General features: G+C 47.5%; 8 protein-coding genes. 5 read left to right on the forward strand and 3 right to left on the reverse strand.

What is annotated here, in order from left to right; genetic code table 11:
* Positions 1-3,002, reverse strand: a 3,002-nt coding sequence (locus tag JW881_18185) for a hypothetical protein (GenBank protein ID MBN1699456.1), incomplete at its 3' end; no start/stop codon positions are given.
* 336 nt (positions 3,003-3,338) lie between these two features.
* On the opposite strand from JW881_18185, the gene JW881_18190 reads away from it, so the two are divergent.
* The 5 genes from JW881_18190 to JW881_18210 all read left to right on the forward strand — a co-directional run bounded on the left by JW881_18190 (position 3,339) and on the right by JW881_18210 (position 12,188).
* Entirely contained in the window at positions 3,339-4,013 is a 675-nt protein-coding gene (locus tag JW881_18190; GenBank protein MBN1699457.1) for a DUF4384 domain-containing protein, read from the forward strand.
* The gene (locus tag JW881_18195; protein MBN1699458.1) at positions 3,985-7,467 is read left to right on the forward strand and encodes a sigma 54-interacting transcriptional regulator; all 3,483 of its coding nucleotides are present in this window, start codon (positions 3,985-3,987) and stop codon (positions 7,465-7,467) included. The genes JW881_18190 and JW881_18195 overlap by 29 nt, the downstream gene beginning before the upstream one ends.
* A 139-nt stretch (positions 7,468-7,606) precedes the next feature.
* Positions 7,607-8,260, forward strand: coding sequence for a peroxiredoxin (locus tag JW881_18200; GenBank protein MBN1699459.1), 654 nt, complete (start codon positions 7,607-7,609; stop codon positions 8,258-8,260).
* Positions 8,261-8,523: 263 nt separating this feature from the next.
* Complete coding sequence (locus tag JW881_18205; protein ID MBN1699460.1) at positions 8,524-11,565, forward strand: PAS domain S-box protein; 3,042 nt, start codon at positions 8,524-8,526, stop codon at positions 11,563-11,565.
* Positions 11,566-11,630: 65 nt separating this feature from the next.
* Complete coding sequence (locus tag JW881_18210; GenBank protein ID MBN1699461.1) at positions 11,631-12,188, forward strand: carboxymuconolactone decarboxylase family protein; 558 nt, start codon at positions 11,631-11,633, stop codon at positions 12,186-12,188.
* A 381-nt stretch (positions 12,189-12,569) separates the two neighbouring features.
* Here the strand turns inward: JW881_18210 and JW881_18215 are convergent, their stop codons facing one another.
* Together JW881_18215 and JW881_18220 are read right to left on the reverse strand one after the other, a co-directional pair.
* Positions 12,570-13,439: a VIT1/CCC1 transporter family protein gene (locus JW881_18215; protein MBN1699462.1), complete on the reverse strand. Its 870-nt coding sequence runs from the start codon at positions 13,437-13,439 to the stop codon at positions 12,570-12,572.
* A gap of 8 nt (positions 13,440-13,447) precedes the next feature.
* Positions 13,448-14,860: a hypothetical protein gene (locus JW881_18220; protein MBN1699463.1), complete on the reverse strand. Its 1,413-nt coding sequence runs from the start codon at positions 14,858-14,860 to the stop codon at positions 13,448-13,450.
* Positions 14,861-14,922: the final 62 nt, after the last annotated feature.

Here is a 14,922-nt window from a genome sequence, read left to right on the forward strand (position 1 = left end):
ACGACCTCGAGCCCGGTCGCGTAGTCGACATTCACACACATTGCCGGGTTTGTACTGACGTCGTTCGCGCCGGGAGCGGGTTTGGGGTTGGAAACGGGCGCGGCGGGTAAGGTTTCCGTGGTGAACGTCCATTGCGTCGAATAAGGAACATTGCTTTGTTCACCGTCATGCGCCGAGGCGTACCACCAGTATCTTTGTCCGTGTTCAAGACCGGACCATGTGATGCTCGCGGTTCCGCCGCTCGGGACATTGTCGTCCGTTCCGATTGTCGTGTCTCCGCCGTCTCCGCCGCCGAGAGGACCGCCGTAAAATGTCACATTCATCGCATCTCCGTCAGGATCGAACACATTGACATTCAATGTCACACTCGTGCTCACTCCGGCCGCTTCATCCTCAGGTTCCGGGGCGGAAGGCGGTAGAGGAGCATAGCAGGGGCCGTAATCGATTGCCGAATAAAAAGACCATATGGGAGACGTATAAATCTTTTCACCGTCATCGATAACGACATACCATTTATAGGCTCCACTATTTTCAAGATGGGGAAACCGCGTATCCTGTATTCTGTAATGGTCACCCGTTTCACTTTTGACATTCCAATACATTCCAATACAATCTATAGAAGTTGAACCAGTCGCGGGATTCCATTCGCCGCCGTAAAAACTTATATCTACTTCTTCCTTGTCGGAAAACACTTCAACACGTAGTTGATTATTGTAAACAACTTCGCCATCGTGCGGAACATAGTCTTTGATTGTTGGAATTTTAGGGATATATCTCTCAACCGGTCCTAACCAGAGTGTTCTTCCATTATCATTATATCCGCGGACACCGTATCTATATGTGTTGTTATAAATTGTAATTTCATTGTCAATGAAAAAAGTATTTGTTATGCCGTCCCACTCCTTTGTTGTTCCCGTTTTAGTATCTTTTCTTATTATTTCATACCAGGTGTATGAATCCGGCCCTTTCGACCAGCTTATCTTTATTTTTGTATCATCGTATATTTCAGCATTTAAATTAGCGAGTTCAGCAATTGTTTTTTTTACAGGTATGAGTTTAATTACATATGGCCAATACTTCTTGACTCGCCAAAAAGGTTCGACTATTGTCCTTTCAGGATTACCGTCGTTAAAAAGGGAATTGTAAAACGTGTTTCCTGTTATTTTATTTGTTGAATTATATGCGGTCTCATAATCGGAGAGTATCATGGTTGTGAATGTTCCTTGTTGATTTTTGTTTTCCGTCATTACCTCGAAAAGAATATTTTTATATCCATTATCGATAGCATCAGTAACATCTAAAGGTATAGTTCCCCGAACACGTCTGTATTTCTCATCAAGAATTACACTTTTCAATCTTTTCCATGATTTGTCCTCTTTTTTCCCGATAATGCAAATCTTTGTTTTCCCGAAAGGTATAACATCGTATAATAATTGAATTGTTGTCCGAGTGCCTTCTTCTACATCCTGTTCGGAATAGACTGGCTTTCCGTCCCTTTCGAAGTGTATATCAAAAATCCCTGGTTGAAGATAATATTCGCAGGAAGAATCAATATCGAACATGGCACCAAGCAGTCCTGCTTTACGTGAAATGTTCCATGTATCATTACCGTTCGTCTTGTACCATATGAATTCTCTGCCGTCGATCATATCCTTTATGAATCCTTTAAAATTTAATCCTTCTTCAAGTTGATCCGCGTATGTACTTCTTAAATTTGGTTTTCTATTGGTACTGTAATCTTGATAATATTGTATCATTGATTTATATTTATTCTTATCATCAGGAATTTTATCTTCCGGTACACATTTCCATAGATTTTCATAGCTGGTTACGGATTCCAGATAGGAGGGCCACGGATCATTGGCAGTGCAATATTCAAGTGAAATCCAGAGTATTATCTTGATTATTTTCATTATTATTTTTATAACATCTCCCACTTTCAGAATGATTAAATCATGTAATATTGGGATATCCAATAACCTCACATTTTGATTACCTATATCTCCTATATAGGTAATTAAATCATAGGGAGACCAATTTGGATGACCCAATATACCCCCCTTGTCACTGCCATCCCACCTGTATCCCATTAAAACAAAAAGTGAAATTCCCCACCCATGCATATATGATTCCATTCTCTCCTGTGTCAGGTTATTCACTTTATAATTAACGGCTTTGGCTGCTTCAACGAAACCTTCAACTGCAAGGAAATTCATATCTTGCCATCCCTGGTGTTCCCCTAAAGCGTTCCATTCATTATAGAATTGTAAAAATGCCCTTTTGGGAATTACCTTTGGGTTTTTTCTTTCTATACCGAAAAATAGATGGCGATCAATTTCGTCCCAATTGGTAATAAAGGTGGGAGTGAATATTTCATGATAATATTCACCGGCAGTTAACAGTCCATCGTTTTTCATTGCGGGAGACTCTATGGCTTTACCGTATCCGAATATGGCAGGTTGCATCACCATATGGGCAACGGCATCCTGAAGAAGATGGACATAGCAGCCGTATATCATTGCTTTTTTATATGGTTCCCACTTCTGATCTTTTGCGTGTTTTACCATTTCTTTTATTTTTTCAATGTTTTGATTGGGCGGGGAGTCGATGAAATCTATCTTTGACTGAATATTATCGTATGTATGTTCTCTTATATCAAACGCAAAACTTAAATCCAGGATCCAACCGGGAAATTTATCCTTAGTTTTATATAATTTATTTATCAGGTTCCGAATTGAATTCTGCCCGCTTTCATCTAACATGTCGGGAAGTGTCGTTCCTATATAATAAAACTTATTTGTCAATATTGAAGTCTCATCCAGAATGTTTTGCTTAGTAATGGCATCATAAAACTCCGGATCGTAATCCTTCCAGATATCCTTCATATTAAGACTCATATACACGTGCGACGCCGGGTCCCAGGCATAAAGCGCCGCCGGCAAAAGAATGAAAAGCATTACTAATAGCAGTCCATTCCTTCCTGTTTTTATCACCTGTTTCATTTTTTAGTTCCTCCGTTTATTAATTGCTAAAGAAAACCGCTGTTTCTTTATGACAATTAAAGCAAGATGCGTGCCTTTTCGTTTACCGCAGCTATAATGGTATTAAATCATTATTATAAAAGGAATTATATTTCATTTGACTTTGGGCAAAATAGTATACGCTCCCTTTCCATATGGAAAAACAAAAAGCCGGATGTGCCGGAAATCAATATATTTGTATATATGGCAAGAAATTAAAAGAACCATTGCCGCATGGAAAAAATTTCCATACGGCAATGGGGCGGGGGAAAAATTTGTCCTTGCCGTCATCGCTTATCTGTTGTAAAATTGCATAGTATGAAAAAGATACATGGTGTCATGGTGATGTTTACCGTCATTTTTATTTTTTCCGCATCGATATGTTTTTCGGAACAGGGAGTCGGGGCGGGGAAGGCCGTTTTCAGGTATGCCTTTCTCGCAAGCGATAATGAGGGGAATGCGGCAACGATCGATTACAGGCAGCGGATCACCGATATGCAAACAGGCGAACGAATCAGGGTGTATATGGAGCCGGTGACATCGGTCTATATCTACCTTGTTCATGTCAGTTCCGGAGGTGAACTTTCGCTTCTTTTCCCTGCGGCATTCGGATTTTTCTCTGAAGATTATGAAACGGGAGCAACGTATTATCTTCCTTCGGAAGACAGGTGGTACATTCTCAAAGATCCCCCCGGTATCGAGGAGTTTCACCTGATTGTCTCGACGACCAGGCTGCCCGACCTGGAATCGCTTTTGGACGACTATCTCGAATTAATGTATGACAATCGGCATGAAACAGACACCGCCGATGCCAGGCAGGATGTTCTCGATGAAATCAGGCATCTTGCGAAACGCGGGAACATGCTTGCCGGAAAAAATCTCAAACCCGTTCCCATCGCCGGTGTGGTGCGCGCGTTCGATGAACGGCCCGTATCCGGTGTTGAGGCACGTTTCACGGACGTCTATGCAACAACAATACGGATCAGACACTGAGATCAAAAAGCGTATCGTCTGCGCGTCGATTATCCTCCTCTGTTTTTTCTGCGCGGCCGTCATTGCCCTGGTATTCCCCGTTCCCGTCTCCGTTCTGGAGCATCAGAAAAACGATATGCTTTTCCGCATGCGTTACCGTTTGTGCGGCAAACAAAAGATTTCTCCCTATCTCGTTCATGTCGTGCTGGATGACGCGTCGATAAAAGATCGCGGTCTTCCTCTTTGGGACAGAACCGTCTACGGCCGGATTATACGGCTTCTTTCAGGGGCGGGCGCCGTAGCGATCGTGTGTGACGTTTTTTTCCAGTTCGAAAGCACGCCGGAAAACGACGCGGAGGTCATCGCGGCCGCTTCAGAATCGGGCGGGGTGTATTTCCCCGTTATCGTTGCCCCCCGGGGATATCCCGCTTTTCCTCATGCGGCGGATGTCGGGACTGAAAACGATGAGGGAATCGTATGGCATCCCGCAGTCCTCCTCGACGGGCGGCTTCCCGAAAGCGGCGGAATCGGTTATCCGTTTCAGGCGCTCGCCGCGGAGGCCGCGGGACTCGGCCATATCAACTGCAGCCCCGATAGCGACGGCGTCAACAGGAGGTTCCCGCTCCTTATCGCCAGCGGCGGCGGTGTCGTTCCGTCACTCACCCTGAGGGCGGTAGCCGATTTCCTCGATGTTTCGCCTGCCGATATCGAGGTGGTTGCCGGCAGCCATATCCTGTTGAAAGGCGTAAAATATCCGGGAAGGCGGGAACGGGATGTGACCATACCGGTTGACGGGCGGGGCAGGATTATTTTAAATCATGTGGGGCCCTGGGACGATTCATTCATTCCGTTCCCGGTAGAGAAGATCCTTGATGCGGAGCGGGATGAAGAAGTCGCCACCCATCTTTACAATGTGATGCACGACGCATTCGTCGTTCTCTCGAATGTATCGACGGGAAACAAGGATTACGGCGCGAGTACATTCGACAACGTTTATCCTTTGAGCGGCATTCATCTCAATGTCGCCAACATGATCCTGACTGAAAATTTTATTGACGAGGCGACCCTGTTGGAAAATGTCATCACAGGATGCGTTCTCATCGTATTGTTATGGATTTTTTCATACGGAAGGCGGTCGAGATGGTATATCCCTTCGGGTCTGATAATCATGTTTCTTTTTTTCCTTTATAGTGCGGGATTGTTTTTATTTTTGAAACGACTCGGCGTTTTCGTTCCGCACGCAATCGGTATTATTCTTTCTTTAGCCGGCGTCGGTACATACCTTTATGCTACTGAGGAAAAGGAAAAATCATTTTTCAGGGGAAGATTCGAAAGCGAAAAAGAGAATATACTTTACAAAAACCGGCTTATACTTTCTCTTTCCGGTTCGATACGCGCGCCGCTCGAACGTATGACGCAGCATGTCAAAACACTCTCGGGAAAAGAGGTGGTCCGGAGGCTTCCCTCTCTCAGGGACGCGCTGTGCGGCATTGAACAAAGCTGCGCCGCCATGACGGATCTTTTTTCCGAGCTTCTCGATCTGACAAAATACAGAAAGGTACATGAGCCCGCATTGTCCGGCAACCGGATCGTCACGGGAGAAGGGCGGGGGAAACACGGCAGCGAGGATACGAACGTGTGCCTCCTCATAGTCGACGATAATGAATACGAACGCACGAGGATCCGTGAACTGTGTGAGGGTACATACAGGGTTCTCGAAGCGGAAAACGGGAAGAACGCCCTGCAGGTGTTCGAATCGGAGAAGGTCGATCTCGTCATTTCGGACCTTTTGATGCCGGAGATGAACGGGGATGACCTTATTGCAGAACTTAAAAAGGGTGAAGAAACGGCGGCAATCCCCGTCATTCTCTTGACAGGTCTTGCGGGTGAAGAGATTGAGGAAGAGCCCGACGATATCCTCTCGAAACAATTCACCGACAGGGAGTTGCTGAAAAGTGTCGAGAACGCCCTCGAACGTTCCTCCCAGAAGAAACAGCTTGTGTCGTACAGAAATAACCTCGTACTCACCGGAATACATCACGAGGAGATTGTCGCGGAGAAAAACCGCCTTTATCCGGAAAACCCCGTTGTCATTGTCGAAGACGAAAAAGAGATCCTGCAAAGTTACCGGCGCGCGCTTTGTGCAAAAGGGATCAATAACGTCCGGTTTTTCTCAAAAACGGAACAACTTTTACCGTTCCTTCTCGGGCAGCCCGTTTCCATCCTGATTCTCGATACCTCCATCCCCGGCGGTTCCGGGGATGCGGTCCTTCTCGATATACGAAAACGTTTTCCCGATATTCCCGTGGTAATGGCCTCCGGGATCATGGAAATGGAAACCGCGGTCAGGTGTATCGGCGCGGGAGCATATGACTATCTCGTCAAACCCGTGGAAACAGAAAAACTTGCCTCCCTCATCAATCACTGTATCGAATTGCGGTTTTACAGAGAAACCCTGGAACATATGAGCAGCAAGCTGAAACATCCGGAAATAACCGATACCGGAGCCTTTTCACATATTATCACTTGCAACGAACGGCTTTTGTCCCTTTTCCGTTATTGTGAAGCCGTTTCCGGAAGTCCCAAACCCTTTCTCATTGTGGGTGAAAGCGGCGTCGGGAAAGAACTCTTCGCGGAGGCGATCCATCTTTCGAGCGGACGTAAAGGCAGGTTCGTGTGTGAAAACATAGGAGGACTCGACGATACCATGATCTCCGACACCCTGTTCGGGCATGAAAAAGGGGCTTTTACCGGGGCGGAGAATCGCCGGAAAGGCCTTCTCGAGGAGGCGTGCGGCGGGACACTCTTTCTCGACGAAGTCGGGGATATCCCTCTCCATATACAGGTAAAACTCCTCCGCCTGCTCGAAAAAAACGAGTACCGCCCGATAGGTTCGGATTCATTGAGGAGGGCCGATGTGAGAATTATCGGCGCGACAAACCGGGATATCGCCGGGATGGCGAAACGTGGTGAGTTCAGGCAGGATTTGCTGAGCAGGTTTGTCCATACCATCACGATCCCGCCGCTGCGCGAACGGTGGGACGATCTTCCGCTTCTGGTGAATCATTTTATTAAAACATACGGCGGGGGAAAAACACTCTTCATCCCCGACGAACTATACGGTTATTTGAAGATTTATGATTTTCCGGGGAATGTACGCGAACTCCAGACCTTGATGGTCAATGCTCTCAGGCTGAATAAAGGCAATATACTCTCTCTCGACAGCATCAAATCATATATCCGTGAAAAGCGGAACGGTGAGGTCCGTCCCGAACCCGGCGATGCATATACGGAGGAGAACCTGATTTTCAAAGACGGTCCGGCGTTTCCGACATTGAAACAGGTCGAAGCGGTGCTTATCGACAAGGCATTAAAAAAGGCGGACGGGATGCAGACAGTCGCATCCCAACTCCTCGGCATCTCACCCTCGAATCTCAGCAAGAAATTGAAGAAATTAAAAAAACGAACGGGATAATCGAATAAAAAGATTTAAGCGGTATTTCAGATTTATTTTTTTTTATTTTTTTTAAATTTAATATTGATAATAGTTTTCATTTTCATTATAATAATAATTATTCCGATTATTAATTCTATAAAAAAAGGAGAGAAACAGTATGGAAGAAAGAGTTTTTCACATGCCGTTATTGGGAGACGAGTTTCCCGAATTAAAAGTACAGACGACACACGGGGCCATGAATATTCCCGGCGATTTCAAAGGCCGCTGGTTTGTCCTGTTCAGCCATCCGGCTGATTTTACCCCCGTGTGTACGACGGAATTCGTCGCGTTCCAGAAGCGCTACGATCAGTTCAGGAAGCTGAACTGCGACCTTATCGGTATGTCCGTCGACCAGGTGTTTTCACACATGAAGTGGGTGGAATGGATCGATGAGAAACTGAAGATCAAGATCGAATACCCGATCGTTGCCGCCAACGACGCGATCGCGTTGAAACTGGGCATGCTCCATCCCGGAAAGGGAACGAATACGGTCAGGGCCGTATTTATCGTGGATGCGAACGGCAAGGTAAGACTCGTCATGTATTATCCTCAGGAAGTCGGGAGAAATATGGATGAGGTGGTCCGGGCGGTCAAGGCATTGCAAATTTCGGACAAGCAGGGTGCTGTGCCGGCGGGCTGGCCGGAAAATGAATTGATCGGGAACAGAATCATCGTTTCACCGCCCAAAGACGAAAAAACGAAAAAAGAACGTCTCGCGGATAATAGTCTCGAATGTTTCGACTGGTGGTTCTGCCACAAACCGCTTCAGTAACAAAACCCGGGCGGATACCGGCCGGTATCGAACCGGATTGGGTCAGCCCGCGGGAGGATATTGCAGCGGAACAATTCTTTCCGATTGAATGAAAGGGGGAAGACGGTTGTCGTCCGGCCGCCGTCTTCCCGATTTTTAGTCGAAGTTCTTTCCTTTATATATTTCTTTATCACCTCTGGACTTTTCAACACCGATATATTACTATTGACGGTAAAATGACTGATACTCATTCCAAAAAATCGAACCCGTCGAAAGAATTCCGGATGAATATCATGTTCAAGCGGGATTTGATACCGGAGCTTCTCGAAGAAATACACACACTCAGAAGCGTTATCGAAGGACTCGAGGAAAAGGGGGAACAACTCGAAGAAGCCAGGGAAAAGCTGGCCGATTCCGATGAACGGTTCCGTTTGATTATCGGTCACACCACGGATGCCGTCTTCTGCTATGAGCAAAGGCCGCCCATCCCGCTCGATATAGCTCCGGAAGAACAACTCGAAAAAATGTGTGACGGTATACTCATCGAATGCAACGAGGTGTTCGCGGGATTATGCGGTGAAGGCAAACGCCGGGAGGATGTTGTCGGGAAGACATTGAGGGAGCTCGTCGGGCCGATACCGCTCATTATAAGGGATTTTCTCCTCGATTTTATCGGACACGGGTATCATCTCGTCGAGCGGGAAGTCGTTTGCACATTCCCGGACGGCGAAAAGCGGTCCATTCTCAATAACTGCCACGGGGTGATCGAACACGGGCGGATCGTCCGCGTCTGGGGCTCATTCAAGGACATTACGGAAAAACGGCAGATGATGACGGCGCTTGAAAAGAGTGAGAAGAAATACAGGGATCTCTTCGAAGAAGCGCCGATTTCTCTCTGGGAAGCGGATTTATCGGGGGTCAAGGAATATATCGGCGACATGATACGCCGGGGAGTCGAGGATCCTATCGGATATATACAGAATCACCCCGATTCGATAAAAAACTTTATCGGGAAAATAAGGATCGTTTCCGTGAACAAGGAGACACTCAGACTGTGCGAAGCCGAATCAAAAGAGGACCTTCAGGCAAATCTCATTTCGATCTATACAGAAAAAACACTCGAGACAATCAGGGAACAGCTGGCCGATATTCTGAGCGGGAAATTTTCAAGCCAACTGGAGTGTCAGTTCAGAACACTCAAGGGCAGGGAAATCAATGTGGCGGTTCAATGGATACTGCCCGATGAATATCGTGAGACCTGGTCGAAGACCCTCTTTTCCGTCGTCGATATTACGGAAAAAAAACAGGCGGAAATACTGCTTCGCCTCCAGCACGATATCGCTTCGAGTTTCAATACGTCCGGGAGCATCAAGGATGTGTGTACGAAATTTCTCTATGATCTGGTCGGGATCGACGGGATCGATTCGGGCGGGATTTATCTGAGGAATCCGGAAACCGGCGGGATAAACCTTATATCCCACATCGGACTATCGGACGATTTTATCAAAGCCGTTTCGCGTTTCGATGCGTATTCACGGCAAAGCACGATTCTTTTAAATAAAAAACCATTCTATACGGAATACAGTAAAGCCGGAATTCCGATGGATCAACCTCAAAAGGCCGAACGGCTCAAAGCCCTTTTTGTGTTGCCGATTCTCTATGGCGATACCGTCATCGGTTCCCTGAATGTGGCGTCCCATGTCTCGGATGAAATACCGCTTTACTCCCGTACGATTATCGAAGCGGTCGGCGGCATGATCGGCAGTTATCTCGCCCGGCTGGATGCGGAGGCCGCCCTGCGCGAAAGCGAAGAGCGGTATTCCATGCTGGTTCAGAATATCCCGTATGTCACATGGATAAGCGACAGTGATGGAATATCGGTGTTCGTAAGCGATAATGTCATACGGTATTACGGATTTACCCCGGAAGAAATATGCGGCTTCGGAAGCCGGTACTGGTTCGACAGGATTCATCCCGATGATAGCGAGGACGTCACGAAAGCGTGGCGCGAATTATTTGAAAACGGCCGCGCCTATGATATGGAATACAGGATCAAACACAAGGACGGCCGGTGGATATGGATACTGGACAGGGCCGTGAATACCTTCGAGAAGGACGGCAGACAATACGCCTACGGGATATTTACGGATATAACCAGGAAAAAGCAGACGGAAGAATACCTGCGCCAGTCGGAGAAACTGCAGGCGATAGGACAGCTTGCGGGCGGGATCGCCCACGATTTCAACAACCAGCTCGCCGCGATGTTGATCTATGCGGAACTGCTTCAGTCCGCGGTAACGGGTAATCCGAAACTCGAAGGACATGTAACGAATATGCTCTCATGCATCAATCATTCTTCCAGTCTGGTATCGAAACTGCTTGCATTCTCCAGAAAAGGAAAACTTGACTCCGTCGATCTCGATGTTCACGCGATTATCATGGAAGTCATCAATATTCTCTCGCACAGCGTCAACAAGAAGATCAGGATCCTCTACGATTTCAAGGCGGCAATGCATTATGTTTCGGGTGATCCGTCCCAGCTTCAGAATGCATTACTCAATATCGCCATCAACTCCCGTGACGCCATTCAAGGCAGCGGCTGGATATCGTTCGAGACGGAGAACGTGGAACTCGACCTGAAGAATATCGACAATATTCCGTTATGTCTGTCGCCGGGTACCTATATCATTATCACGGTCCGTGACAACGGGACGGGAATGGACACCGATGTATTGCACCGAATTTTCGAACCTTTTTTCACGACAAAGGATAAAGGCAAGGGAACGGGTTTGGGAATGGCCGCGGTTTACGGAACCGTGAAAAAACACAAGGGCGGTATCCGGGTTTCGAGTGAATTGGGAGCGGGTTCCGCGGTTGAGATCTACCTGCCGGTCATTACGCCGCTTGAAAAAAACCGGACGGAAACACGGCGGCGCTTTGTTCAAAGGAAAAGACCGCTTCATATCCTTTTTGTCGATGACGAAAAGGTGATATGTTCCTCAATCCGGACGATGCTTTCACAGTCGGGATACCGGGTCAGCACCCGTAATAATGGAATGGAGGCGGTCGAATTTTATGCTGCGGCGCATGAGGATGTGGATCTGGTCATCCTCGATATGATCATGCCGGAGATGAATGGTCTGGAAGTGTTCCTTAAAATGAAGGAAATACATCACGGGATAAAAGCCCTTATTGTCTCCGGATACAGCGTCGGAGACGATATCGGGAAGGCACGGGAAGCCGGTGTCGCCGGATTTCTTCAAAAACCTTTCGGATTGTCCGATATCACGGAAAAAATATCGTCTATCCTGAAGGAGGACACATAACGGCCGTCAATGGTTTTCTTTGCCCCGACTGATTTTTTATCCGTATCCGGATCGAAAAGGATGGAATGATGAACAAAGAATCGTTGAGAATATTTTCATCGCTGAGGGAATATCTGTCTCTTTTTATTCTCACCTTCAAAAAAATGTCGGGATTGAGAAAAATCAAGACCGATGAACGCCTTTCCCCCCGATTCCGTGAGAAAATCATGCTCGCCGTTTCCGGGGTGACAAGCTGTGCCTATTGTTCATATCTTCATGCGAAACTGGCGCTGGAGGAGGGAATCGATGAAAAAGAAATCGAAAAGATCCTGAAACGGGACATTACCGATGTCGAACGTTCGGAAATTCCCGCGCTCCTCTTTGCCCAGCATTTCGCCGAGACCGGTGGAGCGGTATCCGAAGGGGCGGAGAGAACCCTTGTCGAACACTATGGAGAAAGCCGGGCGCTGCAGATCCAGGCCTTTGCGCAATCGGTTTTGTTCGGCAATCTCTGCTGCAATACCGTTGTTTCGTTCAGGGAAGGACGGCTTGAGCCGGAAGAAAAAAAAGGGCGCCGTCTCGCCATGATGTTATCAACGCCGGTCGCCGCCATGATACGAAAACGATCGGGTATAAAATCATAGGCGGCGGAGATGGAACTTCTATTAAATTCATTAAATTTCCATTAACATATTCATTAGGAAAGTTTCTCACAGAGTTCACGGAGTGCACAGAGGAATAAATTATCAAGTATATAAAATAATAAAAATAAATATAATTTAAAAATAAATGAAAAAAGATAGTAGATGCAATTATTCGATAATCTCTGTGTGCTTTATGGCCTCTGTGCGAGATTCTCTTTTCTTATAAAATCATGCAAGAAGTTTGCCGTAACAGATGACAATATTGTAAATATTCTTTAATAAAATCTATGTTATTTCTTGAGTGAAAACAATTGAACAACAGGAACTATATGAAATAATTCATTGTTATAAAAAAATAGGCTGAAACAGCCGCATATTCTCTTATACATCGACACCCAAAAGATGTTTCAGCCCCAGCCCGGCCAGAAAACCGATCGCCGCGATGGTGAGGGAAATAACCGCCATCTCGAGGAAACGTCTCCAGAATTTGATTCCTTTCGCCGTGGTAATATAGAAGGTGTAAAGAAAAATGATACACAGCGCGATGGCGAGGGTGAGTGCGAGTGCGGCAAACGGCGTCAAGCCCAAAAAGTATGGAAAGATCAGCAATATGACCGTGATAACATAGGCGACTCCCGTGTACAGGGCCGCCTTGAGCGGATTTTTATTTTCCTGCCGGTCCGCTTCCTCTTTCGATGAAAGGTAACCGGATGCGGCCATGGAAAGGGATGCCGCGAAACCCGTCACCAGACCGGCAAGGGCGATGAGATCGTTTTTTTGCAAAGCAAGGGTGAGCCCGGCAAGGGCGCCGGTCAATTCCACCAACGCGTCGTTCAGGCCCAATATGATCGAGCCTGCATACTCGAGGCGTTCTTCCGAGAGGACCCCCAGCAGTTCCTTCTCGTGCTTTTGTTCGTCCATACTCAGGGCGCGGAGGAACTCATTTTTCTCCGATAAATCGGCATATATCCTCGTGGCGATCGATTCGCCGTTTTCCATAAGCTTCAGGCCGAAAGAAATTCCTAAAACCAGCGAGATGATGTAATAAAACCAGACTTTTATTCTGTTCGGTCGTATCTCCGTCCCGGTAAGTTCCTTCAGTCTGTTGTAATGCCGGCGTTCGTCCTCCGCGATCGAAAGAAGAATTTTCTTGTTCGCTTCATGTTTGACCGAAGACGCGATACGGGAGTATATGTGATATTCGGTTATCTCGTTTTTCTGCATTTTCCTGATTATTGCTTCGTGTGTCATACTCGTATTTACTCCTTTTTATCGTCGTATTCCGGAGAGAGGGGGATGATGAGGGATTGTCCCGGGTAAATGAGGCGCGGATCCGGAATCAGGTCCCTGTTCCACCGCCAGATAAGGGGCCATAGAAAGGGATTTCCGTACACCTCGTCATGTCCCGCGATATTCCAGAGACACTCCGGGTGAAGCGGAATATCTTTTACCGTATAGAGCGAATGAACCGCATACCGCCTGTAGCGGGAGATGAGGTGATACGCGGCGTCGAAACAGCGGGCGGCTTCCGAGTCGTTTCCGCTTTCCTCTTGGACGATACCGGCACGCAGATACGTCTGTGCCCGTCCGAAAAGCTTGGCGACGGGTATATGTTCCCAGAAATCGGTCTGCATACTTCCACGGCTTACCGCCTCCGTTTCATCTGTCCCTTCTTCCGTCTCATCTTGACCGGTATCGATACCGGCAAGAAACTCAGCGGAATCGAACGGTACCGGACCGGTCAATGTCCTGTCTTCCGTCACAACGGAAAACCCCGAGGATTCGGCGAGCAGATCGAGCACCTCGGTTTTCTTCAAGGCGTTCGTCCGCCGTATCTTTCGGGTCTCCGCTTCCGTGATCATGGAAAGACAGTATTCGTGCGCCTCACTGAAAGCTTCGGCCGCCTTATCGAGATCATGATCACCGAAAGCGGCCATTCCTTCAAAGTACCGGCGAAGCGCTTCCTCATGTGAGAGGGATGTACAGGCGAATATCCCGGTACCTTCGGATTCATCGAGCACCTTTTCGACCTCCTGTTTCAGTGCGGTCACGGTGTCGATTTTTTTATTGAGTGTGGTATAGCATTCTTCCATGCTTTTTTCCGTTTTTTCTCCAAGTGCGATGGCGGAAGCGGCTTCACCGTGATCGAACAATCGCGTTACTTCATCGCGTTGGGCTGAAAGCGCCGCATACTCATCACTGACATAAGCATCGGCGTCGATATCCCTGAGTTTTTCGAGGAGGCCGTCAAGCCGATCGATGATGGTTTCCCGTAATTCCGCTTGTGCGATGTCAAATGCCCGGTCAGCTTCGTCACGCGCGGCCGAAAGGAGCGCCCGTGATGAAGCCGGATCGGATTCACGGAGGGAGAGAGCCGAATCATACGCCTCCTGCGCCCGCCTCATCTCTTCCGGGCAGACAGATGCGGCGTCGATTGCGTCTGCACGGGCTAACGCGGAGTGTACGGCGAGTATTTCTTCTTCGGTGACCGGCTGTTCGCCGCCTGAGAGGCTGCCTGTTTTTAACACCGGCGACTCTGAAGCGGTCGTCTCGGGAGCGGTCTCCTCATCGATGTGTCCGGATGAGTTTGTAAGTGGTTCGGTACCGCTTACGCATGAAATGCAAGAGAGAAAGAGAAGCGCGGGCAGCATGAAGAATAATAAATATCTCATGGACGTACTCCTTTTCGGGACCGAAAACCTAAAGGCAGCTTAAAGTGTAACACCTGAAACAG

This window comes from Spirochaetales bacterium (genome assembly GCA_016930085.1).
Classification (GTDB): domain Bacteria; phylum Spirochaetota; class Spirochaetia; order SZUA-6; family JAFGRV01; genus JAFGHO01.

Bases quoted from the DNA above. Each gene is read 5' to 3' on its own strand.
- JW881_18210 (MBN1699461.1), top strand. From the start codon at position 11,631: ATGATGAACAAAGAATCGTTGAGAATATTTTCATCGCTGAGGGAATAT.
- JW881_18190 (MBN1699457.1), top strand. From the start codon at position 3,339: ATGAAAAAGATACATGGTGTCATGGTGATGTTTACCGTCATTTTTATT.
- JW881_18220 (MBN1699463.1), bottom strand. From the start codon at position 14,860: ATGAGATATTTATTATTCTTCATGCTGCCCGCGCTTCTCTTTCTCTCT.
- JW881_18215 (MBN1699462.1), bottom strand. From the start codon at position 13,439: ATGACACACGAAGCAATAATCAGGAAAATGCAGAAAAACGAGATAACC.
- JW881_18205 (MBN1699460.1), top strand. From the start codon at position 8,524: ATGAATATCATGTTCAAGCGGGATTTGATACCGGAGCTTCTCGAAGAA.
- JW881_18200 (MBN1699459.1), top strand. From the start codon at position 7,607: ATGGAAGAAAGAGTTTTTCACATGCCGTTATTGGGAGACGAGTTTCCC.
- JW881_18195 (MBN1699458.1), top strand. From the start codon at position 3,985: ATGCAACAACAATACGGATCAGACACTGAGATCAAAAAGCGTATCGTC.